Raw genomic sequence first — 25218 nt, forward strand, 5'->3', positions numbered from 1 at the left:
CCGGTTCACGCGGCGCGCCGCTTCTTCTCGACGAGGTTGAGGATCATCGGCGTGAGGATAAGCTGCATCGCGATGTCGAGCTTGCCGCCGGGGATCACGATGGAATTGGCGCGGCTCATCCAGGAGCCCTGGATCATCGAGAGCAGGTAGGGAAAATCGATCCCGCGCGGGCTCTTGAAGCGGATCACGACGATGGATTCGTCGGCGGTGGGAATCCAGCGGGCGATGAACGGGTTCGAGGTATCGACCGTCGGCACGCGCTGGAAGTTGATGTCGGTGTGGGTGAACTGCGGGCAGATGTAGTTCACATAGTCCGGCATGCGGCGCAGGATGGTGTCGGTCACCGCCTCGGTGGAATAGCCGCGATGCGAACGGTCGCGGTGGATCTTCTGGATCCATTCGAGATTGATCACCGGCACGACGCCGATCTTCAGGTCGGCATAGCGGGCAACATCGATATTGCCGCTGACAACCGCCCCGTGCAGCCCTTCGTAAAAGAGCAGATCGGTGGGAGTGGGGATCGGCTCCCAGGCGGTGAAGGTGCCCGGCGCGCCGCCATATTCGGCCGCTTCCTTGTCGTCATGGACATAGTGGCGGAACTTGCCGGTGCCGGTGTGGGCATAAGAGCGGAACGTCTCCTCCAGCTCCTCGAACAGGTTCGAATCCGGCCCGAAATGGCTGTAGTGGTGGTTACCGCGTGAGGCCTCCTCGGCCATGACGCGCTTCATCTCGGCGCGGTCGTAGCGGTGATAGGCGTCGCCCTCGATATAGGCGGCGGTCACGTCCTCGCGGCGGAAGATCTGCTCGAAGATGCGCCGCACCGAAGTGGTGCCCGCGCCGGAGGAGCCGGTGACGGAGATGATGGGGTGATGGATCGACATGGGTCCTCTCCGTCAGGCGCGCAGCAGGCCGCGACGGCCGAACAGGGGCGAGCGCTCCGGCATGGCGGCGGCGTCGCGGTGATAGCGGGCGATGCGCTCGACCTCCGCGCGCGAGCCGAACACCAGCGGCACGCGCTGGTGCAGATGCTCGGGCACGATGTCGAGGATCGGCAGCCGGCCGTCGGTGGCGGAGCCCTGCGCCTGTTCCATCAGGAACGCGACCGGGTTGGCCTCATAGACCAGCCGCAGCCGGCCATGGCCGTATCCGCGGCGGGCGTCGCCCGGATAGAGATAGACCCCGCCGCGCACCAGGATGCGATAGACATCAGCCACCATGGAGGCGACCCAGCGCGTGTTGAAATCCTTGCCGCGCGGGCCATCGGCGCCGGCCAGGCAATCCTCGATATAGCAGCGGATCGCCACGTCCCAGTGACGCAGATTGGAAGCGTTGATGGCGTATTCGGCCGTTTCCGGCAGCACCAGCGCCCGCGGTTCGGCCAGCAGGAACGCGCCGCTGGCACGATCAAGGATGAAGATCTGCGTCCCGTCACCAACGGTGAGCACCAGCGCGGTCTGCGGCCCGTAGAGCAGGAAGCCGGCGGCGAGTTGCGCCCGGCCCGTCTGCAGCAGCGAATCGCTGCCGATGAAGGGCAGGATGGAGAAGATCGTCCCGACCGTGGCGTTGGTGTCGATATTGGACGAGCCGTCCAGCGGATCGACCGCAACCGCGAGCGTGCCGGCGGGATTGAGCGGCACCGCGGCATCGGCCTCCTCGGAGCCGAACAGCGCGACCGGCGCCTCCGAAAGGGCCTCGCGGACCAGATCGTCGGTGATGACGTCCAGTTCCTTCTGGCTGTCGCCATCGGCGTGATAGCCGCGCACGTTGGCGAGCGCCCCCGCCAGCGGACCGGCGGCGAGAAGCTCGGAAATCTGGCGGCCGGCGTCAGCCAGCGCGATCACGGCGCTGGCAATGTCGCGACGCAAGGCGTCGGCCTGCGACCACCCCTCGAGGTGGCCCTGCAATGTCGGGCGTGTCATGGCGTTCCCCAGTTATGTTCTTGTGGGCTTGAGCCCTTTGGCGTGTCGTTTCCGGAAGCCTTCGGGCGGGGACCCGAAGCGGCGGACGCCTTTTGTTGAGATCAGACTGCCTGATTTGCCGGCGTAAGGAAATTCGAATAAATTGACCTTTAGGTTCAATTTATCTGAAGTGTAATGGTTTATGCGTAATGCCACGCTGAAGCAGCTGCGCGCCGTCGCCGCCATCGTCGAAACCGGCAGCGTGACCGGGGCGGCGAAGAAGCTGAATGTCACCCCGCCGGCGGTGACGATGCAGGTGCAGCTGCTCGAGCATTATCTCGGCTTGCCGCTGCTCGACCGCGCGGGCGACCGCTTTCAGCCCAGCGCCGCCGGCCGCGAGATCCTGCTCGCCACCGCCCGCATCGAACAGGCGCTGGCCGATTGCGGCGCCGCGCTGGACGCTATGAAGGGGCTGCGTTCGGGGCGGGTGTCGGTGGGGCTGGTGTCGACGGCGAAGTATTTCGTGCCGGCGGCGCTCGGCGCCTTCACCCGGGCCCATCCCGGCATCGACGTGGTGATCTCGGTCGGCAACCGCGAGGCGATCATCGCCGGCCTGCGGGCGGACGCGATCGATGTTGCCATCATGGGGCGGCCGCCGCTCGACATCGAAGTCGACAAGACGCTGATCGGCGACCACCCGCATGTGCTGATCGCCCCGGCGGACCATCCCCTGCTCGGCCGGCGCATCGCCCCTTCCGCCATCGCCAACGCCACCTTCATGTCGCGCGAACCCGGCTCGGGCACGCGCGGGCTGATGGAGCGCTTCTTCCAGCAATGGGGACTCGACCCGCGCATCGGCATGGAGATCGATTCCAACGAGACCATCAAGCAGGCGGTGATGGCGGGCCTCGGCCTCGCCTTCATCTCCGCCCACACCATCGCCGCCGAGGTGGCGGACGGGCGGCTCGCCGTGCTCGATGTCGAGGGGCTGCCGGAGGTGCGGCAATGGTTCGTGGTCAAGCGCTCGGCCAAGCGCCTCACCCCGCCCGCAGCGGCGCTGACCGAATTCCTCGCCCGGCGCGGGCCAGAATTCCTGCCGGACACCCTACACCTGCCCGGCGTCGCCGAGGCTCGTGCCGCGCTGGAAGCGGAGCGAGGCAAGGCGGCGGAACTCCAGGAAGCCCCGCCGCACAAGGGGGACTAAGCCCCGCCACTTGCCCAAACCTGCGACGTCGGGGCTGCACCCCCTACGGATTGCCGGCCCGTGGCGCCGAGGCGAGAAGCGCGGCGATATCCTTGGCGTAGAACTTCGCCATGGCCAAAGTGGCATGGCCGCGCGTGTCGGCGCTGGCGGGGATGAGCAGCACCCGGCCGTTCTTCACCCGCTTGATCTCACGGTCCATGATGCCGGTTTCGGGCGGGTTGCGCTCGTCATCGGCGGAATTGATGGCGAGCACGGTAGCTTTCACCTGATCGAGGCCAGGCGCGGCGTTGTAGTCGCGCGAGGCATCCCATTGGTAGAGGAAGTCGTTGGCATCCACGGTGAGCGGCGCCTTCAGGCGACTGTCGAGAAGCGCATCCGCCTTCTCCCGGGTCGGCGCCATATTCTGCAGGGCGATGTCGCCGCCATTGGTGGCGATACCGAAAAAGACATTCGCCACCTGCACCGCCTTGGGCTGCTCGGTATAGTCGCCGCCCTTCCAGTCGGGATCGTTGCGCACGGCGTCGATGATCATGCGGCGCATCATCCAGTTGCGGCTGGCCATCTCGGTTGGCTGCGAGGCCATGGGCACGACGATGTCCATCATGTCGGGGTATTTGGAACTCCACAGCCAGGCGTGCATGCCGCCCATGGAGTAGCCGATGATCATCCGCAAATGCTTGACGCCCAGCCCCTGGGTGACGAGGTCGTATTGGGCGCGGACCATGTCATCGTAATTGTAGCGCGGGAATTTGGCGCGCAGGCCGTCAGAGGGTTTGGCCGACGTGCCCGCACCGATGGAATCGGTGAGGATCACATAGTAGCGGCTGGCATCCAGCGGCTGGCCCGGGCCGAAAAGTTCGCCGGCAAAGGCCGGCGTCAGCATTGAGGCGGCCGAGCCCGTGGTGCCGTGCAGGATGAGCACCGGCTCGCCACTGGGCTCGCCAATGGTGGTGTAGCCGAGCTTGAGGTCGGGCAGCACCTCGCCGGTGTGGAACTTGAAATCCTTGGCGACCCACACGCCCTGCTTAGGGGCGGGGTAATCGGCCGCGAAGGCGGTGGCGACTGAAGTGATCGCGATCGTGGCGGCAATCGCCAACCCTCGCAATCCGCGCATCATCATCGACATGCGAACTCCGTTTCTTCCCTATGACGCCGGGCGTGCTGCCCGGTTCTGATCGACGGCCCCCTCTGGCTTTCTGGCGACCCGGCCGTTGGCGCGGCTGCGGGTCCTGGAGGCGGGACGCCGACATCATTTTTCGCTTTCTCGCCCCAATTCGCAAGAAGCGAAAGTGTTGGCGACACAGGTGAAAGAAAACGAAATAGAGAACGCGGCTCGTCGAGCAGGCGAGCGCCCGCGTGACAATAAGACCCTAAGCGCCGTCGGGCACGGCCTTGGCGAGCCGGCTCTGGCGCCAGCGCAGCAGCCCGGCGAGCCCGGCAAGGCACAGCGTGCCGATGATGAGCAGGAACGCCGCCGCCGCAATCGTCGGGCTCACATTCTCGCGGATGCTGGCGAACATCTGCCGGGCCAGCGTGCGCTGGTTGGGGCCGGCGACGAACAGCGTGATCACCACCTCGTCCAGCGAGGTAGCGAAGGCGAACACCGCCCCCGACACCACGCCCGGCAGGGCGAGCGGCAGGGTGATGCGCCGGAACACGGTCGCCGGATTGGCGCCGAGGCTGCTCGCCGCCCGCTCGATCGAGCCGTCAATGCCGCCGAGCGAGGCGGAGACGCTGACGATGACGAAGGGCACGCACAGCACCGCATGGGCGACGATGACGCCGAGATAGGTGCTGGCAAGGCCGAGGCGGGTGTAGAGGATCTGCATCCCCACACCCAGCACAACCGCCGGCACCACCATGGGCAGCAGGAACATCACCCGCAGCAGATCGGCGAAGGGCAGGCGCGCATGGCGCAGGCCGAGCGCGGCCAGCGTGCCGATCACCGTCGACAGCGCCGTGGCGCCGCAGCCGATGATGAGGCTGTTAACAATGGCGCGCCGCCAGGTCTCGCTGGTCTGCAATTCCACGAACCAGCGCGAGGAGACGCTCTCCATGGGGTAGTTGAGGAACACGCTGGAATTGAACGCCAGCGGCAGGATGGCGATGATCGGCGCCACCAGGAAGAACACGACGGCGGCGCCGAAGACGATCTGCCCGGCGCGCAGGGCGGGAGGCTGTGCCGACATGGTCAGGCCCCCACCATATTGGGCGAGCGCGACAGCCGGCCATAGACGAGATAGAGCGCCGTCGTCGTCACCAGAAGGATCAGCCCGAGCGCGCCCGCCATGCCCCAATTGGCAGTCCCTGTGGCGAAGAAGGCGATGACGGAGGAAATCATCTGGTCCTCCGCCCCGCCGACCAGCGCCGGGGTGATGTAGTAGCCCAGCGCCACCATGAACACGAGCAGCGCGCCGGAGGCGACGCCGGGCAGCGCCATCGGCAGCAGCACATGCCAGAACGCCCGCAGCCGGTTCGCCCCGAGCGAGGAGGCCGCCGGCATCAGATTGCGCGGAATGCCGAGCAGCACGGAATAGATCGGCAGCACCATGAAGGGCAGCAGCACATGGGTCATGGCGATGACCACGCCGGTGCGGTTGAAGATGAGTTGCAAGGGCTGGTCGACGATGCCGATGGCGATCAGCGCCTTGTTGATCAGCCCTTCATTCTGCAGAAGGATCACCCAGGAAGCGGTGCGCACCAGCAGCGAGGTCCACAGCGGCAGCAGCACGGCGAGCAGCATCACATTGCGCACCCACCCCGTGGCGGCGGCGGCGATCATCGCATAGGGCAGGCCGATCAGCGCGCACAGCACCGTCACCAGCGCGGCGATGGTGAAGGTGCGCAGCATGATGACGCGGTTGGCCGAGGCGTCGGCGGTGATGCTGCCCTCGGTGTCGCGCTTGAGATCGACGGCGGCCAGCAGGTTGCGGTCGGTATAGTTCGGCATTGCCCGCTGCAGCGCCTGCCAGTAGCGCCCCTCGCCCCAGCGCGGATCGACCGCCGCGAGGTCCACGGGCTGGCCGGGCGGCGCATCGCGCACGGCGCTGGCGGTGCGGCTCAGGAGGGTGCGGAAGCCCGACACCTCGCTGTTGAGCCGGCGCACCGCGTCGCCGAAGGCCATCTGCTCGCTCGGCGCGCGCAGATCGTCGACAAGCGCCTGCTGCACCTCCGGCGGCGGAAGGCCGGTGCCGTCCCAGTCGCCGATCACCTCGGCGGTTTCCGGCATCACCTGCCGCACCGTGCCGTCGGTGACGGAGACGGAGATCATCATCACCAGCGGCCAGACGAAGAACGCCGCGAGAAACAGGAACAGCGGCGCTACGAGAAGGAGCGCGGAGAGGCGGCCGCGTGTGGAGGACCCGCTCATGCGGCGCGCCCCGCCGCATCCGGCGCGATCAGCGTGCATTCGGACGGTTCGAAACACGCGAAGGCCGTGCTGCCCACCGGGCCCACCGGCACGCGCCGCTGCACCTTGCCGACGAGTTCGATCCCCGGGCCGGCGAGATGGGTGCGCAGATGGTCGCCCTGATAGACATTGTCGGTGACGGTGACGGGGATGACATTGCCCGTTCCCGGCTGGTCCTGCAGATGCAGCCGCTCCGGCCGCACCGAGGCGAGGATCGGCGCGCCGACCTCGACCGGCCCGAGCTGGGTCGCGCGCAGCGTCACGCCCTCGGCGATCGTCACCTCGGCGACGCCGTCGGCGACCGTCTTCACCACGCCCTCGAACAGGTTGGTCTCGCCGATGAATTCGGCGACGAAGCGGGTTCGCGGGCGGTCATAAATACCCTCCGGCGTGTCGAGCTGCTCGATGCGGCCATGATTGAACACGGCGATGCGGTCCGACATGGTGAGCGCTTCGGACTGGTCGTGGGTGACGAAGATCACGGTGAGGCCGAGCGTGCGGTGCAGGTCGCGCAGTTCGAGCTGCATGTGCTCGCGCAACTGCTTGTCGAGCGCGCCGAGCGGCTCGTCCATCAGCACCACGGTCGGCTCGAACACCAGCGCGCGGGTCAGCGCGACGCGCTGCTGCTGGCCGCCGGAAAGCTGGGCCGGGCGACGGTCCTTGAGATGGCCGAGGCGCACCATATCGAGCGCCCGCGTCACCCGCGCCGCCGCTTCCGCCTTGCCCACGCCGCGCATGGCGAGCGGAAAGGCGACATTCTCCGCCACCGTCATATGCGGGAAAAGCGCGTAGTTCTGGAACACCACGCCCATATTGCGCTTATGCGAGGGCAGGCTCTCGATACGGGTGCCGTCGAGCCAGATGGCGCCATGGGTGGGCTGCTCGAATCCGGCCAGCATCATCAGGAGCGTGGTCTTGCCGGAGCCGGAAGGCCCGAGCAGGCTGACGAACTCGCCCTTGGCGACTTCGAGGTCGAGCTTGTCGACCACCTTCAGCGTGCCGAAGGACTTGGTGACCTGGTCGAAATGAATGAAGGGCGCCAACCGCAATCTCCGAGTGATGGCCTTGGCCCTGACGTTACCCGGACGCGCCGCCCGCTCCAAGCGCGGGCCCGTCCCGTCCCCGCCTTTCGGCCCGGGCGGGCACCGTCCCGCCATCGCCGGTCAAAAGCTGGGGGAGAAGTGACCGGGCCGCGCCGTAGGAAGGGCGCGGCCCGGGAAGCCGTGAGCAGGCGGCGCCGAGCGGCGACGCCCGCTGACCCGCTGTGCCGATTACTTAGCCAGCCAGGCGTTGAAGCGCTTGGTCAGCTCTTCGACATTGTCGACCCAGAAGGCGCCGTCCAGCGCGATGGCGCCGGTGAGGTTGGCCTGCGTGGTCGGCAGGTCCTTCTGCAGCGCGGCCGGCACCATCGCGGCGGCTTCCTTGTTGGGGAGGCCATAGGCGATGTAGTCGGGAAGCTTCGACTGGTTAGCCGGCTCGCTGGCGAAAGCGATGAAGTCCATCGCTTCCTTGGCGTTCGGGCTGTCCTTGAGGATGACCCAGCTGTCGATGGCGTAGATGCTGCCCGGCCACACGCCCTGGAAGTTCTTGCCTTCGGTCTTGTTGATGCCGGCGAGACGGCCGTTATACGCAGTGGACATCACCACTTCGCCCGAGGCGAGCAGGGAGAGCGGCTGGGCGCCGGCTTCCCACCACACGATGTGGGGCTTCAGCTCGTCCAGCTTCTTGAACGCGCGGTCGACGCCTTCCGGCGTACCGAGCACCTTGTAGACCTCTTCCGGCTTCACGCCGTCGGCCATCAGGGCGAATTCGAGCGAGTATTTCGGGCCCCGGCGGAAGCCGCGCTTGCCGGGGAACTTCTGCACGTCCCAGAAGTCGGCCCAGGAGGTCGGCGGGGTCTTCAGCCGGTTGGCGTCGTAGCTGAGCATGGTCGACCACACGATGGCGCCGACGCCGCAATCGCTCACTGCGGCGGGGAGGAACTTGTCCTTGCCGCCGAGCTTCGACCAGTCGATCTTCTCGTAGAAGCCGTCGGCGCAGCCGAGTTCGAGTTCCTCGGTCTCGACCTGAACCACGTCCCAGTTCGGCACGCCGGCCTTCACCTTGGCGGCGATGACGCCGATGCCGCCGTCCCAGCTCTCGTCGAGCACGGGCTTGCCGATCTTCTTCGAGAAGGGCTCGAAATAGATCTTCTTCTGGGCGTCCTGGTAGTTGCCGCCCCAGGACACGACGGTGAGATCGCGCGCCGAGGCCGTGCCGCCGGCCATCATCAGGCCGAGCGCGAGGCCGGCACCGCCGATCCGCAGAAGAGTGGAAGTGGCCTTCATGGAAGTTCCCCCTGTTGTCGCTGGTGCCGCAGCAAAGCACGCGGCCGCCATGGGTAATAGAATGGCCGGCCCCCTTGGGGGTAATCCGGTTAATATAATAACCACGCCTGCCGTATTTGCAGGCGGCGCGGCGCCTAGTATGTGGGCGGATTGATGGCGCTGACAATCTCGCTCGGCTCGTCCGCGACATTGCGGAAGCGGTGCGGCAGCTTGCTGTCGAAATAATAGGCGTCGCCGGCGCGCAGCACCTTGGAATTGCTTTCCACTGTTACCTCCACCGCGCCGCGGATGATCATTCCCGCTTCCTGCGCCGTGTGGGAGAAGGCCTCTCCCGTGTCGGCACCGACGGCATAGGTCTCGTGCAGCACCAGGATCTGCCGATTGGGGTGGTTGATGCCGATAACCCGGTAGGAAATCGCTTCGCCGCTCCCGACTTCCGGCAGTTCCGACGCCTCGTAGAAGGGCGAGTAGGACGACATCTGCTGCAGTTCGGAGAAGAAGCCCACCAGCGTCGTCCCCAGCGCCTCCAATATGGCGGCGAGCGTGTCGATGGAGGGGCTGATGCGGTCGCGTTCGATCAGCGAGATCGAGGAATGCGAGACGCCGGAGCGCAAGGCGAGACGGCGTATGCCGAGATTGCGGCGGCGGCGCAGCTCGCGAATACCAGGTCCGATATGCGGCATGGGGCCCCCTTCGGCGCGCAATCCTTCAGCAGGTGGAGAATATAATAGACAGCCCGACGGTCGCCAATTGCCGACGGCACCGGCGGGCCTCACCATCGCGCCCGTCCTCACAGGAAATCGCCATGTCCGCGCTCAGCTCCTCTCTCCGCGACCAGATTCACCCGCTCAAGGCGCCGCGCCCGGATGACGGCCGCGACACCAACGAGATCGCCGCCACCGTCAAGGAGGTGCTGGACGCGGTGCGCACCCGTGGCGACGAGGCGGTGCGGCACTATTCCAAGCTGTTCGACAAGAGCGACGTGACCGCCATCGAGGTGAGCGCGGAAGAGCGCGCGGCCGCGCTGGCGGCGCTCGACCCGCAGACCCGCGCCGATACCGAATTCGCGATCGAGCGGGTGCGGGCCTTCGCCCAGGCGCAGCTCGCCACCATCCTGCCGCTGGAAGTCGAGGCCCTGCCGGGCCTGCATCTCGGCCACCGCGTCATCCCGATCGAGCGCGTCGGCGCCTATGTCCCCGGCGGGCGCTACCCGCTGCTCTCCGCGCCGATCATGACGCTGGTGCCGGCCAAGGTCGCCGGCTGCGATGAGGTGATCGCCTGCCTGCCGCCGACCGCCCACCCCGCCATGATCGCCGGCTGCCACCTTTCCGGCGCCGACCGCATCTTCCGCGTCGGCGGCGCGCAGGCCATCGCCGCCATGGCCTTCGGCACCGAGACCATTCCCGCCGTCGACAAGGTGGTCGGCCCCGGCAATGCCTATGTGAACGAGGCCAAGCGGCAGGTGTTCGGCCCGGTCGGCATCGACCAACTGGCCGGCCCCAGCGAGATCTTCATCGTCGCCGACGAGACCGGCGACGCCGAGATGATCGCCACCGACCTCCTGGCGCAGGCCGAGCATGACGTGCGCACCCGCGTCGGCCTCATCACCACCAGCCGCGCGCTCGCCGAGGCGACGCTGGTCGAGGTGGAGAAGCAGCTGAAGACGCTTTCCACCGCGCCGGTCGCGGGCAAGGCCTGGGAGGATTTCGGCGAGATCGTCGTCTGCGACAGCGAAGAGGCGATGATCGCCTATTCCGACCACATCGCCGCCGAGCATCTGCAGGTTCACACCGCCGACCCGCACGCCACCGCCGCCAAGCTGCGCAATTACGGCTCGCTGTTCATCGGGACGCTGGCGAGCGTCGTTTATTCCGACAAGTGCTGCGGCACCAACCACACCCTCCCGACCATGGGCGCCGGGCGCTACACGGGCGGGCTGTGGGTCGGCTCCTTCGTCAAGATCTGCACCCATCAATGGCTGGATGCGCGCGGCGTCGCCGCCGTCGCCCCGCCGGCCGTGCGCCAGAGCGCCAGCGAAGGGCTCGAAGGTCACCGCCGCGCCGCCGCCTTCCGCCTTCAGGGCTGAGCGGCGGCAGGTCGAGCGTGCCCCCGTCCCCCGAGCCCCGGTTCGGACGGGGGCGCGTCTCGAACCCTTACATCTGACGACAAAACCCCCATGGCCGGACGCGGCCATGGGGGTTTCGACGATTAGAGCCATGCTGAATAGGGAACGTCGTGAAAGCTGCGCCCAGGCGCATCGGCCGTCGGCGCAAAGCACGGTCGCTGCCGCGCTCAGTCCCGCTTGCCGCCGGTGAGCCAGGACAGCAAGGGATTGGCGGGTTCGGCCGATTTCGGCATCGCCTCGACCACCACGACTTCCTCGATCTCGCCCTTCTTGAAGGACACGAGGAAGGAATCGTAATCGGCGAGCGAGATGCAGCCATTGGAGTCGCCGCGCGGGCCGAGCAGATAGGGGTGGAGCAGGAAGCCGTTGCGGCCATACATCTTGCCGTCGCCCACCGGCGTCATCCGCACCGCTTCGGTGCCGTGAAACAGCGCCTCGCGCATGCGCAGCTTGTAGCGGTTCGGCGGCGTGGGGCCGACCATCTTCACATGCACGTAGCGCGGGTCGTCGAACTTGTCGCCATAGCCGGAATGCGCCTCAAGCTTCTTGCCATTGGGCAGATAGAGCTTCTTGGCGCGGATATCGTAAATCGCGAACTTGTCCTCGCGCGTGGGGTAGCGCAGCCCGTCCTTCGGCGCCTCGGTGGCGGCGGGCGCCTCCGGCTCGGGGGCCAGGTCTTCCTCCATCGGCGGGGGAAGCGCCGCGACCTCGGTGCCCATCGCCGGCTTGCGCGGGGGACGCGGGGCGAGGGTCAGCGTGTCCTCGGGCTCGTCGCCGGACATGACGCGGCCGGCGAACAGTGGATTGGCCATAGGCAGCGGCACAGTGCTCACCGTCTCCATCGGCGGCACCACCTCGTCCGGAGCGGCAGCGACGGCGGCCGGGCGCGCGACCATCGGCGCGGGATCGAACAGCCAGTGGGTCGGCGGCTCGAACACCCCGGCAGCGCGGAAATTGCGGATATCGTTGACCGTGTAGGTCGGCGGCGGCGAGGGCTCGTCCACCACCACGCTGTCGGACTTCGGCGCGACGGAGCTGGCCATCAGCGGAGGGTCGACCCGCGCGGCATCGGCCGGGGTCGGAATCGCGGTGTTGGAAATCCACGCGACGGCGACCGCCACGCCAACAAACCCCGCCGAGCCGATAAGGAACGAGCCAACTAGCCGCATAGACATCTCTATACAGATGACGAACGTTCGCGCACGACCCGCAGATCGTCCACGCCCGGCGTCAGCCTTCGGTTGCACACGGCACCGGCGCCCAAGCCCTGGCTCGCCGGTGGCCCCCAAGCCAATTCGTTCCTAGCCAAGTTTAGGTAATATTTCATTAATGACGTCACGACAACCCGGCCAGGACACCGATGCGGCCCGCGCGGCGGCAAGGAGAAGAAGCGGGCGGAAGGGGCGCTTCCGCCCGCAAAATCGTCATTCTGCTGATGGCCACCCTCCCTGTTTAGAACTATTAAAGACAGGATAGGCGGCGGATCGTCCCGGCGCCGAACCCGTGGTGTCCTTGTGCACGCCTCCGCTGTCGCCGGCCTTGCATCCCGCCTCGCCCCCCTGCGCCGCCTGCTGCTGCCGGGGCTGCTGCTGGCGCTCACTGGCGGAGGGCTCGCCTTCGCCAGCGGATGGGACATTCTGGCGCAGCGGCTTTGGGCGGGGGCGACGGCGCTGGTGCTGGCGCTGCTGGTCTTCCACATCCTTTCCAGCCTGAAGCGGGGCGAATTCGGGCTCGATCTCATCGCCGCCCTCGCCATGGGCACCGCCCTGCTGTTCGGCGAGAACCTCGCCGGCGCCATCGTGGCGCTGATGTTCACCGGCGGCGAGGCGCTGGAAGCTTTCGCCCAGCGCCGGGCGGCCCGGGAAATGAGCGCCCTGCTCTCCCGTCTGCCGCGCAGCGCCGCGCGCTATGAGGAGGGCCGGCTCACCGAGGTGCCGCTGGAGGCGCTGCGGCCCGGCGACCGGCTGCTGGTGCGGCGGGGGGAGGTTGTCCCGGTCGACGGCACGGTGGAAAGCCCGCAGGCGATTCTCGACCAGTCCGCGCTCACCGGCGAGCCGCTGCCGGTGCGCCATGCGCGCGGTGCGCCCATCATGAGCGGTTCGACCAATGCCGGGGACGCCTTCGACCTCCTCGCCCGCCAGGCGGCGGCGAACAGCACCTATGCTGGCATCGTCCGGCTGGTGGAGACCGCGCAACGCTCACGGGCGCCGATGGTGCGGCTCGCCGACCGCTATGCGCTGGGCTTCCTCGCGCTGACACTGGCCATCGCCGGCGCCGCCTGGGCGTTCAGCGGCGATCCCGTGCGGCTGCTGGCGGTGCTGGTCATCGCAACGCCCTGCCCGCTCATCCTCGCCGTGCCGGTGGCGATCATCTCGGGCATCTCGCGCTGTGCCGGGCGCGGCGTGCTGGTGAAGGAGGGCGGCGCGCTGGAGCGGCTGGCGGCGCTGCGCACCGTGCTCATCGACAAGACAGGCACGCTCACCGGCGGGCGCCCCCGACTGGTCGCCATCGCCGCACGCGAAGGGCTGGCGCCGGAGGAGGTGCTCCGCATCGCCGCCGCGCTCGACCAGGCCTCCGCCCATGTGGTGGCCGGCGCGCTGGTGGAGGCGGCGGGCGAGCGTGACCTCACCCTCCCTTCGCCGCACCAGGTCAGCGAAGAACCGGGCGCGGGCCTCACCGGCCGCGTCGACGGCCGCGACGTGGCGGTCGGCGGCTGGGATTTCGTCATCGCGCAACTGACCGCCGCCATCGATACGGACATCGCCGCCGCGCGGGCGGAATGGACGGCGCGGCCGGGCACGGTGGTGGTCGCGGTGGCCATCGACGGCGCGCTCGCCGGTGCGCTGCTGCTGGCCGATGCGGTGCGGGAAGAGGCGCAGGCCGTGATCGGCGCCCTGCGCGAACTCGGCGTCACCCGTCTCATCCTCGCCACCGGCGATGAGACGGCGCGCGCCGAGGCCATCGCCGCCGGTCTCGGCTTCGATGCGGTGCTGAGCAACATGACGCCGCAGGACAAGGCCGCCGCCGTGGCCGCCGAGCATCCCAATGGCCCGGTCATGATGATCGGCGACGGGGTCAACGACGCCCCGGCGCTGGCCGCCGCCGATATCGGCGTCGCCATGGGCGGCGGGGTCTCGGCGGGCGGCGCCTCCTCGGAAGCGGCCGGCATCGTCATTCTCGTGGACCGGCTGGACCGGCTGATCGACGCCATGCGCATCGCCCGCCGCTCCCGCGCCATCGCGCTGCAAAGCGTCGTCGCCGGCATCGGCCTCTCGACGCTTGGCATGATCGCCGCCGCCTTCGGCCTGCTGGCACCGGTGGAGGGGGCGCTGCTGCAAGAGGCGATCGACGTGGCGGTGATCCTCAACGCGCTGCGGGCCCTGCGCTGAGCCGCCTGACAAACCGATTCAGGTCAGCGGCGCGATGAGCGTCCACCAGCCCCAGGCGGTGAGCAGCGACAGCGGCACGCCGAGCCCGATCAGCAGCGCCACAAGGTCCGGCTCCAGATCATGGTCCATGGCGATGATGCTGGCGCCGAGCATGGGCGGCATCGCCATTTCCAGCATCGCCACCTTGGCGACGGGATCGCCCGCCTGGCCGAGCGCGAGATAGAAGCCGACGAGCAGCGCCGGCGCCACGATGAGCCGGTGGCACAGGCCGAGCGCCACCGGCCCGGTGCGGCCGGCCAGCCGGTCGAGCCGCAGCGCGAAGCCCACCGCCGCCAGCGCGATGGGGGTGAGCGTGTTGGCGAGGATTTCGATGAGCTGCGCCAGCCATTCCGGCCGGGCGATATGGTTGGTCGCAAAGGCGATGAGCACGGCATAGAAGGGCGGAAAGGTCGCGATGCGGCGCGCCACCACGGCGAGGTCGAGCCGACCGGAGATCGCCACCGTGGCGACCGCGAGCCCCAGCGTCGAGACGGCGAGATAGGTGCCGAACAGATCGATGACGATGCCGAGCCCCAGCCATTGGCTGCCGGCGAACGCAGCGATCATCGGCAGGCCGACAAAGGAGGTGTTGCCCCAGCCGGCCACAAGCAGGATCGCGCCGGTGCGCTGGCGCGACCAGCCGAGCCAGCGGCAGATCGGCACCAGAATCGCGATGGAGGCGAGCACGCCAAGCCAGGGCGTTGCCGCCGCCAGCCACCAGTCCGGGTGCAGCGTCACCCCCTGCACGCTGTTGAGCGCCGCCGCCGGCAGGGCGACGTTGATCACCCAGCCACCGAGCACCTTGGTCGCGCTCTCCGGCAGGCGGCCGGACAGGCGTAGCAGCACGCCGATGGCAAGGCACAGCACGATCAGCAGTATTTCCGACATTCCCGGCACCTTCCCCGGCCCGCCGCTTCCGGCGGTAGCGTGGTCAGGATTGCCGGAAATCGCGCGGGCCGTCACGCGGGCGATTTTCGAGATCGCCGCCTGCACATCGGGCCGCTCACTGGTGTTGCCGAACGGCATCACTATATGAGCCCTGGCCGGGCCCTACCTGAAAGGGAAAAGGGGACCGCCCCAGGAGAACCCCATGAAGAAAACTGACCCCCGCCTGTGGATGTGGTCAGACGCGGTCGAAATGCTCAACCGCGCCGACCGCCTGCACCGGCAGATGTTCCAGCCGGTCGCCCGTGCCGAGGCGCCGGCGCGCCATCGCGCGCCGTGTTGGGAGCCGCCGGTCGACATGCTGGAGACCGATCACGAACTCTTGGTGCTTGCCGCCCTTCCCGGCGTCGACCCCGACCGCATGACGGTCTCGATCCAGAACGGCGTACTCACCATCGCCGGCGCGCGCATCCTGCCGCCGGAGCTGCACAACGCCACCATTCACCGCATGGAGCTGCCCCAGGGCCGGTTCGAGCGCCAGCTGGCTCTGCCGCCCGGCCGCTATGAGGTCAACCACCCGCGCGTCGTCAATGGCTGCCTCGCCATCGTGCTGCGCAAGGTTTGAGGAGGGGGAGACACAGCATGACATACCCCGATTTCAGTAATTTCTCCCCGCTCCGCATGGCCGACACCGGCAATGGCAGCGGCAACACTCCCAACGCCAATGTGCCGGAGGATCAGCTGATCCTGCTGCCGGTGCGCAATCTCGTGCTGTTCCCCGGCGTGGTGATGCCGGTGGCGGTGGCGCGCCCGGCGTCCATCGCCGCGGCGCAGCAGGCGGTGCGCGAGGGGCGGCCGGTCGGCATCCTCATGCAGCGCGACGCCAGTGTCGACGAGCCCGGCCCGACCGATCTGCACCGCATGGGCGTCATCGCCAATATACTGCGCTACGTCACCGCGCCGGACGGCACGCATCACCTCGTCTGCCAGGGCGAGCAGCGCTTCCGTGTCGATGCGTTCGTGCGTGAAAAGCCCTTCCTCACCGCACGCGTGACGCGGATCGAGGAGAGCGAGGAGCGCTCCTCCGAGATCGAAGCGCGCTTCGTCCATCTGCAGGGCCAGGCCAATGAGGTGATGGAGTTGCTGCCGCAGGCCCCCGCCGAACTGGTGGCCGCCGTGCGCGGCGCCAATTCGCCGACCGGCCTCGCAGACCTCATCGCCGCCTATGCCGACATCTCGCCGGACGAGAAGCAGGAGTTTCTTGAGACGGTCGACATCGCCGCGCGCATGACCAAGATCTCGCGCCTGCTCGCCCACCGCATCGAGGTGCTGCGGCTGTCGCAGGAAATCGGCAAGCAGACCAAGGCCTCGCTGGACGAACGCCAGCGCGAGGTGCTGCTGCGCGAGCAGATGGCGGCGATCCAGAAGCAGCTGGGCGAGGATGGCGGCAACAGCCAGGAAATCGCCGATCTGGAAAAGGCGATCGCGGATGCCGGCATGCCGGAGGATGTGGAGCAGATGGCCCGCAAGGAGCTGGGCCGGCTGCGCCGCATGCAGGACGCCAGCGCCGAATATGGCATGATCCGCACCTATCTCGACTGGCTGATCGCCTTGCCCTGGACACTGCCGGAGGCGGCGCCGATCGACATCGCTGAAGCGCGCAAGGTGCTGGACGAGGACCATTTCGGCCTCGACAAGATCAAGCGCCGCATCGTCGAATATCTCGCCGTGCGCAAGCTGGCGCCGAACGGCAAGGCGCCGATCCTGTGCTTTGCCGGCCCTCCGGGCGTCGGCAAGACCTCGCTCGGCCAGTCCATCGCCCGCGCCATGGGCCGCAAATTCGTCCGCGTGTCGCTCGGCGGCGTGCATGACGAGGCGGAGATCCGCGGCCACCGCCGCACCTATGTCGGCGCCCTGCCGGGCAACATCATCCAGGGCATCCGCAAGGCGGGCACCCGCGACTGCGTGATGATGCTGGACGAGATCGACAAGATGGGCTCCGGCATCCAGGGCGACCCGTCGGCGGCGATGCTGGAAGTGCTCGACCCCGAGCAGAACGGCACCTTCCGCGACAATTATCTCGGCGTGCCGTTCGACCTGTCGCGCGTGGTGTTTATCGCCACCGCGAACATGCTCGACACCATCCCCGGCCCGCTGCGCGACCGCATGGAGATCATCCAGCTCACCGGCTACACCGACCAGGAAAAGCTGCAGATCGCTCGCCGCTATCTCGTGCGCCGGCAACTGGAAGCCAATGGCGTCACGCCTGCGCAGGTGGAGGTCGAGGATGAGGCTCTCAAGGCCATGATCCGCGCCTATACCCGCGAGGCCGGCGTGCGCAATCTGGAGCGCGAGATCGGGCGCGCCATCCGTCATGTCGCCGTCGACATCGCGGAAGGCACCGCCGCCACGGCGAAGATCAGCGTCGGCACGCTGCCCGATCTGCTCGGGCCGCCGGTCTTCGAGGATGAGGTGGCGCTGCGCGTCTCGGTGCCGGGCGTGGCCACGGGCCTTGCCTGGACCCCGGTGGGCGGCGACATCCTGTTCATCGAGGCGACGCGCATTCCCGGGCGCGGCGGGCTGATCCTCACCGGCCAGCTCGGCGAGGTGATGAAGGAAAGCGCGCAGGCGGCGTGGAGCCTCGTCAAGAGCCGCGCCGTCGAGCTCGGCATCGACCCCGGTGTGTTCGCCACCAGCGATGTGCATGTGCATGTGCCGGCCGGCGCCACGCCGAAGGACGGGCCGAGCGCAGGCGTCGCCATGTTCACCGCGCTCGTCTCGCTGCTCACCGGCCGTACGGTGCGCAAGGACACGGCGATGACCGGCGAAATTTCCTTGCGCGGGCTGGTGCTGCCGGTCGGCGGCATCAAGGAGAAGGTGGTGGCGGCGGCACGGGCCGGCTTGACCCGCGTGATGCTCCCAGCCCGCAACCGGCGCGACTATGAGGATATTCCTCAGGACGCGCGGGACCGGCTCGAATTTGTCTGGCTGGAGCGGGTGGACGAGGCCATCGCCGCCGCGCTGGAACCCGCGCCAGTGGGCGACGCGCCGGCGCTCAAGGCCGCGAGCTGACGCGGCAACGACACGAAGCGGGCTGTCCCGGAACCTCCGGGGCGGCCCTTCCTCCGGCCAGAGATGACGCTGCGGGGGAAACCGGCTAGAGACGGCGCTGCCTTAACCGATCAATGGGTGCCATGGAGAGTTTCTGGTCGACCTACTGGCCGCATGTCGTGCTGGTCACGAGCGGCACGGTGGGCGTCGTCGCCGCCATCCATGCGGCGATGACCAAGGACGATGTGCGCGCCGCCATCGGCTGGGTCGGCGTCATCCTGCTCTCGCCGCTGATCGGCGCCTTCCTCTATCTCGTCGCCGGCATCAATCGCATCCGCCAGAGCGCGGCGGGGCGCCGTCGCGCCAGCCAGGAACGACAGCACCGCCGGCATGAGCGTCCGCCGGCCGCCATCGCCCTCTCGCCCAGCCTGTCGGCGATGAAGCGGCTCGGTGACCGCGTCTCCAGCTTCACGCTGACGACGGGCAATGCGGTGACGCTGCTGGACAGCGGCGACGACGCCTATCCCGCCATGCTCGCCGCCATACGTGGCGCGCAACGCCATGTCGCGCTCTCGACCTACATCTTCGATAACGACCCCGTCGGCGTCGAATTCGCCGACGCGCTGATCGCGGCGCATAAGCGCGGCGTGGCGGTACGGGTGCTGATCGACGCCATCGGCGCGCGCTATTCCCGCCCCTCCATCGTCGGGCGGCTGAAGGCGGGCGGGGTAGTCACCGACCTGTTCATGGGCAACCTCATCGGCCTGCGCCTGCCCTACGCCAATCTGCGCAGCCACCGGAAGATGCTGATCGTCGACGGCACGCTGGGCTTCACCGGCGGCATGAACATCCGCGCCCAGTTCACCACCGCCCATGCCGGCGACGACCCCGCCCGCGACACGCATTTCCGCATCGAGGGGCCGGCGGTGGAGCAACTGCTCACCGTGTTCACGCAGGACTGGGCCTTCACCGCCGATGAACATCTCGACGGGCCGGCCTGGGCGGAAGGCGATCATTCCGAGCCGCGCGGCCCGGTGGCGGTGCGCGTGGTGCCCTCCGGCCCCGACCGCAACCTCGCCTGCGCCCACAGCATGATCATGGGCGCGCTCACCATGGCGCAGAGCCGGGTGAGCCTGTGCTCGCCCTATTTCCTGCCCGACCAGCAACTTATCGGCGCGCTTTCCGTCGCCGGGCGGCGCGGGGTGGAGGTGGATGTCGTCATCCCCTCGGCCAATAATCTCAAGCTGGTGGACTATGCGATGACGGCGCAGCTCGACCAGGTGCTGGCCGGCGAGTGCAGGGTGTGGCGGGCGGGCGGAATGTTCGACCATTCCAAGCTGATGGCAGTGGACGGGTGCTGGGCCTATGTCGGCTCGTCCAATCTCGATCCGCGCAGCCTGAGGCTGAATTTCGAGCTCGACCTCGAACTCTACGATCCCGCCATCGCCGCCGAGATCGAGGCGCGGATTAGCGCCATGACGGCGGCCGGCAGCCGCGAGACGCTGGACACCCTTGCCGCACGGCCGTTCCTGAAGAGGCTGCGCAACCGCGCCATCTGGCTCGCCTCGCCCTATCTTTGAGCGGCCCGTCTCGCGGGGGCGTTCCGCGCGCGGCGCGGGCGCGGAACGCTGTACGCCAAAACAAAAGCCAGCCCCGGCGACGGGACTGGCTTAAGGGAGACGGGTGGCCCCGTCCCGGGATGTGCGTTTCAGCCGAGGCCGGCGGCGGGGACACCCCGCCGCCGTCATCCTCACGCAGCGGCAACGGCGGTGGTGTCGACTTCCGAGATCGTCTTCAGGACCTGGGAAGCGATCTGGTAGGGGTCGCCCTGGGAGTTCGGGCGGCGGTCTTCCAGATAGCCCTTATAGTCGTTGCGGACGAAGGAGTGCGGCACACGGATGGAAGCGCCGCGATCGGCCACGCCATAGGAGAACTTGTTCCACGGCGCGGTTTCATGCTTGCCGGTGAGGCGCATGTGGTTGTCCGGGCCATAGACGTTGATGTGGTCGTGCAGGTTCTTCTCGAACGCCGCCATCAGCGCCTCGAAATAGGCCTTGCCGCCCACTTCGCGCATGAACTTGGTGGAGAAGTTGCAGTGCATGCCCGAGCCGTTCCAGTCGGTATCGCCGAGCGGCTTGCAGTGGAACTCGATGTCCACGCCGTACTTCTCGGTCAGACGGAGCAGCAGGTAGCGGGCCATCCACACTTCGTCAGCGGCCTTCTTGGAGCCCTTGCCGAAGATCTGGAATTCCCACTGGCCCTTCGCGACTTCCGCGTTGATGCCTTCATGGTTGATGCCGGCTTCGAGGCAGAGCTCAAGATGCTCTTCCACGATCTCGCGGGCGATGTCGCCGACATTCTTGAAGCCGACGCCGGTGTAGTACGGGCCCTGCGGCGCGGGATAGCCATGCTCGGGGAAGCCGAGCGGACGGCCGTCCTTGTAGAAGAAGTATTCCTGCTCAAAGCCGAACCAGGCGCCTTCGTCGTCCAGAATGGTGGCGCGGGCGTTGGACGGGTGCGGGGTAACGCCATCGGGCATCATCACTTCGCACATGACCAGAACGCCGTTCTTGCGGGCCGGGTCGGGATAGAGGGCGACCGGCTTCAGCACGCAATCGGAGCTGCGGCCTTCGGCCTGCTCTGTGGACGAACCGTCGAAGCCCCACAGGGGCAGTTCCTCGAGCGAGGGGAAGTGGTCGAATTCCTTGATCTGCGTCTTGCCACGCAGGTTCGGTGTCGGCTTGTAACCGTCGAGCCAGATATACTCGAGCTTGTACTTCGTCATCGCGTGTCTCTCATCACTTTAGACCGGGCGGCGAACTGCCCTGGTCGTTGTGCCGGCCGTGCGACCGCCAACGGCTAGCCTCACACAAGCATATGCTGTGCCAACTGACCCGCAGCGGGCGCTCGGGACCCGCCAGCGAGGGAGGCGATGAGGCCGAAACGAAGCCGGCTGAAGACGTGAAGAGGCGCGATTTGCGTTGATCCTGCGGCACTTGCGGCGGCGGATCGGGCGGCGCCGGGATGCCGCAGTGCAACCGCGGCTGCAACCTTCCATGGGCCGACGCCGTTACAGCGGCAGGGCTTGCGGGCGCGCGCGGCGGTGCACATATTCTAAGCTCATTGTGATTGTAAAATGTGCATCTTGCGCAAACGCCGAGCAAAAGCTGTTATATGTAAACGAAAGGCTGGCGCATGAACGCGCAGCCGGAAAGGAGAAACGTGCCATGAATGCCAATACTCAGCGCGAGAGCGCGCAGATTGTGCCCTTCCCCGTCGGCGGGCGTGCCGGCCTCGCCGGCCGTCGTCCGGACACCCTGTCTTCCGAAGCCCTGAAGGTATCCCCCCGTGTCGTCATCGGGAGCTGGTATCATGAAGAGGCGATCAAGGAAGACGGCGGGCGCAGTAACTGAGCCTCGTCCGTGTGTTCGCTTCGGACGTTGACCATGCCCCTTGCGTTTGATCACCCAGGTGCCTACCAAGAGGGCCGCGACTGACCGTCCGGCCCTCTTGTCATGTCCGGACCCGCGCCTAGCCGAAGATCGACCAGCCCATGCGCTGCGTCAGCCGCTCCAGCGCGATGCGGCCGAGATGCGAATTGCCGCTGGCGTCCAGCCCGGGCGACCACACGGCGATCGAGGCCTTGCCCGGCGCCACCGCCAGAATACCGCCCCCCACCCCGCTCTTGCCCGGCAGGCCAACGCGATAGGCGAACTCGCCCGAGCCATCATAGTGCCCGCAGGTGAGCATGATGGCGTTGATGCGCCGCGCCCGCTCCGGTGACACCACGCTGAAGCCCGTCGCTGGGTTGCGCCCGTTATGGGCGAGGAAGCGGCCCGCCATGGCCAGCTGGCGGCAGCTCATGGTGATGGCGCAGTGGTGGAAATAGACGCCGAGCGTGAAGTCGACCGGGTTCTCCAGCACGCCGAAGGATTTCATGTAGTTGGCCAGCGCCCGGTTGCGAAAGCCGGTGCGCTGCTCGGAGGCCGCTACCGCCTCGTCGATGCCGATCGTCGGGTCCTCGGCGAGGAATTGGAGAAAGCGCAGGATCTCGCCCAACGCCTCGCGCGGCTGGTGGCCGGAGAGAATGACATCGGTCACGGCGATGGCGCCGGCATTGATGAACGGGTTGCGCGGAATGCCGTGCTCGGCTTCCAGCTGGACGATGGAATTGAAGGCGCTGCCCGAGGGCTCGCGCCCCACCCGCCGCCACAGCCGGTCGCCCACCTTGCCAAGCGCCAGCGTGAGAGTGAAGACCTTGGACACGCTCTGGATGGAGAACGGCACCTCCGCGTCGCCCCCTGTCACGACCCGCCCCTCGTGATCGACCACCGCGATGCCGAAGGCCTGCGGGTCGGCGCGCGCCAGTTCGGGAATGTAGCTCGCCACCTCGCCCCGGTCGGGACGGGCGCGCATTTCATCGGCGATGTCGCGGACGACGCTGTCGAGATCGGGCACGGGCTTCGGTCACCTTGGCTGGTCGCATCGGCCCCCGCCTTTAGCGCGGCGAGGCGGGGAAAGGCCAGCCCGTGCAAGCGGGGTGCCGACCAGCCGCGCGCGGGACGGCGTTCTGAAAAGCGCGGAGCGGCGATCCGGGTCAGGATGGAACATGAACCGTCCACGGCGCCCGAGGCGCCGCCACCCATCCAAGGGAGTGAAGCCCGTGCCCCGCCGTTCCCATCGTGCCGCGCTGGCGCTCGCCGGCGCTCTCAGCCTCGCTTTCGCCCTGGGCCCCGCCGCTGCCGAGACGGCGAAAACCCCGATCCGCAACATCGTGCTCGTGCATGGCGCCTGGGTCGACGGCTCGGGCTGGAAGGCGGTGTATGACCATCTCGTCGCCGACGGCTTCCACGTCAGCATGGTGCAGGAGCCAGAAACCTCCTTCGCCGACGATGTCGCCGCCACCCGGCGCGTGCTCGACCTGCAGGACGGGCCGACGCTGCTGGTCGGCCATTCCTATGGCGGCTCGATCATCACCGAGGCGGGGGTGCACCCGAAGGTCGCGGGGCTCGTCTATGTCGCCGCCCATGCGCCGGACGTCGGCGAGGACGAGGCGGCGCTGGGCAAAACCATGCCCAGCGTGCTGGCGATGACCGCCGGGGCCATCGCCAAGACGCCGGATGGCTTCACCTATCTCGACCCCGTGCTGTTCCCCAAGCTGTTCGCGCCCGACCTGCCGCTGGCACGGGCGGAATTCGAGGCGCGCGGCCAGGTGCTGGCCGCTGCCAGCGTGTTCAGCACCCCGCTGACCGCCGCCGCCTGGCAGTCCAAGCCGAGCTGGGGCATCGTGGCGGGCGCCGATCAGATCATCAGCCCGGCGCTGGAGCGGTTCTACTACGAAAGGGCGGGAGCGCCGATCACCACCATCCCCGGCGCCAGCCATTCCGTCTATGAATCCCACCCGCGCGAGGTCGCGGCGGTGATCGAACATGCGGCGGCCGAACTCGGCAAGGCGACGAACTGATGGCCCCGAGCGTCAGTCCAGCTTCTGCCGCCCGATTGCCGGCTTGAGCAGGATCAGCGCGCCGCCGAGCGCGATCCACAGCGCGACGATGTAGGGCCAGAGATTGTCCGGGAAGGACGGCACCGGATAGACCGAATTATACAGCGGCCAGAGCATGGCCAGCGTTCCGAGCGCGCCGAGTACCAGCCAGAGACGGCTACCGGCGCGCACCGCATGCACCGCCGCCGCGGCCGTGACGCCGAGATAGGCGACGATGAGCGCCAGCACGCCGATGGTGCCCACGCTATCGTAATAGCTTGCCGGGCCGATGAACGGCGCCCAGGCGATCAGCCCCACCAGCATCGTGAAGGCGATGATGCCGACCGCGACCGAGGGCGTGCCATAGATCGGATGCACCTTGGCAAGCGTCGGCGACAGCCCGCCCCGGCCAAGCACGAACAGCATCCGGGCGCCCGCGGAAAGAGTGCCGAGCACGCAGGACACCGCCGACACGCAGGCCGCGAGGTCGAGCGCGGTCGCGATATGGACGTTGCCATATTTCAGCGCCAGCGTGTTCAGCGGCGCCTCGCTCGCCGCCAGCGCCTTCATGTTGTCGAGCCCGAAGCCGATGACCTGGATATAGGAGGCGAAAACGAAGAACAGACCCGCCGCCACCACCGAACCGACCAAAGCGATGGGAATGGTGCGGCGCGGTTGCCCCGCCTCCTCGGCCAGCGTTGCCGCCGCCTCGAAGCCGGCGAAGGACAGCACGGCGAACACAACGGCATAGCCGATGCCCCACCAGCCGACCGTCGGGTCGGGATGGAACGGGGCGAGGCTCAGCCCGCCTTCCGCATGCACCGCCGAGAGAATGCGCAGGCCGAGATAGATGATGACGGCGATGGAGGAGAGTTCCAGCGTCAGCATCACCCGCGTGGCAAGACGCACGTCCCGCCACGCGAGCAAGGTACCCCCGACCAGCGAGGCCACCGCCACCGGCAGCCACCAACTGCCAAGATGCACGCCGTGATCGTCCAGTGCCGCGCTGAGAAAATTGCCGACCAGCGCCGCGCTGCCCGAGCCGCCAGCGATGTAAAGCAGCACCATGCACCAGCCGGCGATGAAGCCGGCGCGCGGGCCGAAGGTCTGGCCGATATAGGCATAGCCCGAGCCGGCGCTGGTCACCCGGCTGGCGAAGAACACGAAGGACAGGCCGACAAGGCCGACCACCAGCGTACCCACCGCGAAACCCAGCGGCGCGCCAACGCCGGCGGCGCCGACCGCCAGAGTGACGTTGAGCGCCATGCCCATGGTCGGCGCGATGACGGAGAGTGACAGCCCCACCGCTTCCACGGGACCGAGTTCACGCCGCAGCCCGCCGCCCGTCTTCGCCATTGGTGCATCCCTTTACCCGCGCCGGTTTATCCGGCACGGGCAAAAAGCTGGCA

At 67.9% G+C, this 25218-nt stretch carries 21 protein-coding genes; 8 read left to right on the forward strand and 13 right to left on the reverse strand.

From position 1 onward, the window contains the following. Positions 1–5: 5 nt before the first annotated feature. On the reverse strand, positions 6–881 hold the full coding sequence (locus tag K9D25_RS00660) for a phosphoribulokinase (RefSeq protein WP_244378269.1): 876 nt from the start codon (positions 879–881) through the stop codon (positions 6–8). Positions 882–893: 12 nt separating this feature from the next. Continuing rightward, a complete protein-coding gene (locus K9D25_RS00665; protein ID WP_244378270.1) occupies positions 894–1919 on the reverse strand; it encodes a class 1 fructose-bisphosphatase in 1026 nt (341 codons plus the stop codon). A gap of 181 nt (positions 1920–2100) precedes the next feature. Between K9D25_RS00665 and K9D25_RS00670 the strand changes: the two genes are divergently transcribed. Further along, positions 2101–3102, forward strand: coding sequence for a LysR family transcriptional regulator (locus K9D25_RS00670; RefSeq protein ID WP_244378273.1), 1002 nt, complete (start codon positions 2101–2103; stop codon positions 3100–3102). A gap of 43 nt (positions 3103–3145) precedes the next feature. Here K9D25_RS00670 and K9D25_RS00675 read toward each other — a convergent pair whose 3' ends face one another. The 6 genes from K9D25_RS00675 to K9D25_RS00700 all read right to left on the reverse strand — a co-directional run bounded on the left by K9D25_RS00675 (position 3146) and on the right by K9D25_RS00700 (position 9521). Next, the gene (locus K9D25_RS00675) at positions 3146–4228 is read right to left on the reverse strand and encodes an alpha/beta fold hydrolase (RefSeq protein ID WP_432207903.1); all 1083 of its coding nucleotides are present in this window, start codon (positions 4226–4228) and stop codon (positions 3146–3148) included. A gap of 244 nt (positions 4229–4472) precedes the next feature. After that, positions 4473–5291, reverse strand: coding sequence for an ABC transporter permease (locus tag K9D25_RS00680; protein WP_244378275.1), 819 nt, complete (start codon positions 5289–5291; stop codon positions 4473–4475). 2 nt (positions 5292–5293) lie between these two features. Then, entirely contained in the window at positions 5294–6472 is a 1179-nt protein-coding gene (locus K9D25_RS00685; protein ID WP_244378277.1) for an ABC transporter permease, read from the reverse strand. Beyond that, entirely contained in the window at positions 6469–7554 is a 1086-nt protein-coding gene (locus tag K9D25_RS00690) for an ABC transporter ATP-binding protein (protein WP_244378278.1), read from the reverse strand. The genes K9D25_RS00685 and K9D25_RS00690 overlap by 4 nt, the downstream gene beginning before the upstream one ends. 228 nt (positions 7555–7782) lie before the next feature. Beyond that, positions 7783–8781: an ABC transporter substrate-binding protein gene (locus tag K9D25_RS00695; protein WP_244450758.1), complete on the reverse strand. Its 999-nt coding sequence runs from the start codon at positions 8779–8781 to the stop codon at positions 7783–7785. Positions 8782–8972: 191 nt separating this feature from the next. Further along, on the reverse strand, positions 8973–9521 hold the full coding sequence (locus K9D25_RS00700; RefSeq protein WP_244378279.1) for a cupin domain-containing protein: 549 nt from the start codon (positions 9519–9521) through the stop codon (positions 8973–8975). A 122-nt stretch (positions 9522–9643) separates the two neighbouring features. Between K9D25_RS00700 and hisD the strand changes: the two genes are divergently transcribed. Continuing rightward, positions 9644–10924 (forward strand): histidinol dehydrogenase, encoded by a 1281-nt coding sequence (gene hisD, locus K9D25_RS00705; protein ID WP_244378281.1) that lies wholly within the window; start codon positions 9644–9646, stop codon positions 10922–10924. A 206-nt stretch (positions 10925–11130) separates the two neighbouring features. On the opposite strand, the gene K9D25_RS00710 is transcribed toward hisD, so the two are convergent. Next, a complete protein-coding gene (locus tag K9D25_RS00710; RefSeq protein WP_244378283.1) occupies positions 11131–12132 on the reverse strand; it encodes a DUF2778 domain-containing protein in 1002 nt (333 codons plus the stop codon). Between the two features lie 405 nt (positions 12133–12537). On the opposite strand from K9D25_RS00710, the gene K9D25_RS00715 reads away from it, so the two are divergent. Then, complete coding sequence (locus K9D25_RS00715; protein WP_432207929.1) at positions 12538–14352, forward strand: heavy metal translocating P-type ATPase; 1815 nt, start codon at positions 12538–12540, stop codon at positions 14350–14352. An 18-nt stretch (positions 14353–14370) separates the two neighbouring features. On the opposite strand, the gene K9D25_RS00720 is transcribed toward K9D25_RS00715, so the two are convergent. Further along, a complete protein-coding gene (locus tag K9D25_RS00720; RefSeq protein WP_244378284.1) occupies positions 14371–15417 on the reverse strand; it encodes an AEC family transporter in 1047 nt (348 codons plus the stop codon). Between the two features lie 64 nt (positions 15418–15481). Between K9D25_RS00720 and K9D25_RS00725 the strand changes: the two genes are divergently transcribed. The 3 genes from K9D25_RS00725 to K9D25_RS00735 all read left to right on the forward strand — a co-directional run bounded on the left by K9D25_RS00725 (position 15482) and on the right by K9D25_RS00735 (position 19907). Continuing rightward, positions 15482–15901, forward strand: coding sequence for an Hsp20/alpha crystallin family protein (locus tag K9D25_RS00725; RefSeq protein ID WP_244378286.1), 420 nt, complete (start codon positions 15482–15484; stop codon positions 15899–15901). 17 nt (positions 15902–15918) lie between these two features. Beyond that, on the forward strand, positions 15919–18348 hold the full coding sequence (gene lon, locus K9D25_RS00730) for an endopeptidase La (RefSeq protein WP_244378288.1): 2430 nt from the start codon (positions 15919–15921) through the stop codon (positions 18346–18348). Between the two features lie 122 nt (positions 18349–18470). Continuing rightward, positions 18471–19907, forward strand: coding sequence for a phospholipase D-like domain-containing protein (locus tag K9D25_RS00735; protein WP_244378290.1), 1437 nt, complete (start codon positions 18471–18473; stop codon positions 19905–19907). A gap of 170 nt (positions 19908–20077) precedes the next feature. On the opposite strand, the gene K9D25_RS00740 is transcribed toward K9D25_RS00735, so the two are convergent. Beyond that, a complete protein-coding gene (locus K9D25_RS00740; RefSeq protein ID WP_244378291.1) occupies positions 20078–21112 on the reverse strand; it encodes a glutamine synthetase beta-grasp domain-containing protein in 1035 nt (344 codons plus the stop codon). A gap of 442 nt (positions 21113–21554) precedes the next feature. On the opposite strand from K9D25_RS00740, the gene K9D25_RS00745 reads away from it, so the two are divergent. After that, positions 21555–21740, forward strand: coding sequence for a DUF2735 domain-containing protein (locus K9D25_RS00745; protein WP_244378292.1), 186 nt, complete (start codon positions 21555–21557; stop codon positions 21738–21740). Positions 21741–21858: 118 nt separating this feature from the next. On the opposite strand, the gene K9D25_RS00750 is transcribed toward K9D25_RS00745, so the two are convergent. Then, the gene (locus K9D25_RS00750; RefSeq protein ID WP_244378293.1) at positions 21859–22785 is read right to left on the reverse strand and encodes a glutaminase; all 927 of its coding nucleotides are present in this window, start codon (positions 22783–22785) and stop codon (positions 21859–21861) included. Positions 22786–22990: 205 nt separating this feature from the next. Between K9D25_RS00750 and K9D25_RS00755 the strand changes: the two genes are divergently transcribed. Next, positions 22991–23791 carry an alpha/beta fold hydrolase gene (locus K9D25_RS00755; protein WP_244378295.1) on the forward strand — a complete coding sequence of 267 codons (801 nt, stop codon included), beginning with the start codon at positions 22991–22993 and terminating at the stop codon, positions 23789–23791. A 12-nt stretch (positions 23792–23803) separates the two neighbouring features. On the opposite strand, the gene K9D25_RS00760 is transcribed toward K9D25_RS00755, so the two are convergent. Continuing rightward, on the reverse strand, positions 23804–25165 hold the full coding sequence (locus tag K9D25_RS00760) for an APC family permease (protein WP_244378296.1): 1362 nt from the start codon (positions 25163–25165) through the stop codon (positions 23804–23806). Positions 25166–25218: the final 53 nt, after the last annotated feature.

Origin of the sequence: Ancylobacter polymorphus, assembly GCF_022836935.1 — a bacterium.
Taxonomy (GTDB): Bacteria; Pseudomonadota; Alphaproteobacteria; order Rhizobiales; family Xanthobacteraceae; genus Ancylobacter; species Ancylobacter polymorphus_A.

Excerpts from the sequence above, each read along its gene's own strand:
- K9D25_RS00660 (WP_244378269.1), bottom strand. The coding sequence starts at position 881 with ATGTCGATCCATCACCCCATCATCTCCGTCACCGGCTCCTCCGGCGCG.
- K9D25_RS00665 (WP_244378270.1), bottom strand. The coding sequence starts at position 1,919 with ATGACACGCCCGACATTGCAGGGCCACCTCGAGGGGTGGTCGCAGGCC.
- K9D25_RS00670 (WP_244378273.1), top strand. The coding sequence starts at position 2,101 with ATGCGTAATGCCACGCTGAAGCAGCTGCGCGCCGTCGCCGCCATCGTC.
- K9D25_RS00675 (WP_432207903.1), bottom strand. The coding sequence starts at position 4,228 with ATGTCGATGATGATGCGCGGATTGCGAGGGTTGGCGATTGCCGCCACG.
- K9D25_RS00680 (WP_244378275.1), bottom strand. The coding sequence starts at position 5,291 with ATGTCGGCACAGCCTCCCGCCCTGCGCGCCGGGCAGATCGTCTTCGGC.
- K9D25_RS00685 (WP_244378277.1), bottom strand. The coding sequence starts at position 6,472 with ATGAGCGGGTCCTCCACACGCGGCCGCCTCTCCGCGCTCCTTCTCGTA.
- K9D25_RS00695 (WP_244450758.1), bottom strand. The coding sequence starts at position 8,781 with ATGATGGCCGGCGGCACGGCCTCGGCGCGCGATCTCACCGTCGTGTCC.
- K9D25_RS00700 (WP_244378279.1), bottom strand. The coding sequence starts at position 9,521 with ATGCCGCATATCGGACCTGGTATTCGCGAGCTGCGCCGCCGCCGCAAT.
- hisD (WP_244378281.1), top strand. The coding sequence starts at position 9,644 with ATGTCCGCGCTCAGCTCCTCTCTCCGCGACCAGATTCACCCGCTCAAG.
- K9D25_RS00710 (WP_244378283.1), bottom strand. The coding sequence starts at position 12,132 with ATGCGGCTAGTTGGCTCGTTCCTTATCGGCTCGGCGGGGTTTGTTGGC.
- K9D25_RS00720 (WP_244378284.1), bottom strand. The coding sequence starts at position 15,417 with ATGCCGTTCGGCAACACCAGTGAGCGGCCCGATGTGCAGGCGGCGATC.
- K9D25_RS00725 (WP_244378286.1), top strand. The coding sequence starts at position 15,482 with ATGAAGAAAACTGACCCCCGCCTGTGGATGTGGTCAGACGCGGTCGAA.
- lon (WP_244378288.1), top strand. The coding sequence starts at position 15,919 with ATGACATACCCCGATTTCAGTAATTTCTCCCCGCTCCGCATGGCCGAC.
- K9D25_RS00735 (WP_244378290.1), top strand. The coding sequence starts at position 18,471 with ATGGAGAGTTTCTGGTCGACCTACTGGCCGCATGTCGTGCTGGTCACG.
- K9D25_RS00740 (WP_244378291.1), bottom strand. The coding sequence starts at position 21,112 with ATGACGAAGTACAAGCTCGAGTATATCTGGCTCGACGGTTACAAGCCG.
- K9D25_RS00745 (WP_244378292.1), top strand. The coding sequence starts at position 21,555 with ATGAATGCCAATACTCAGCGCGAGAGCGCGCAGATTGTGCCCTTCCCC.
- K9D25_RS00760 (WP_244378296.1), bottom strand. The coding sequence starts at position 25,165 with ATGGCGAAGACGGGCGGCGGGCTGCGGCGTGAACTCGGTCCCGTGGAA.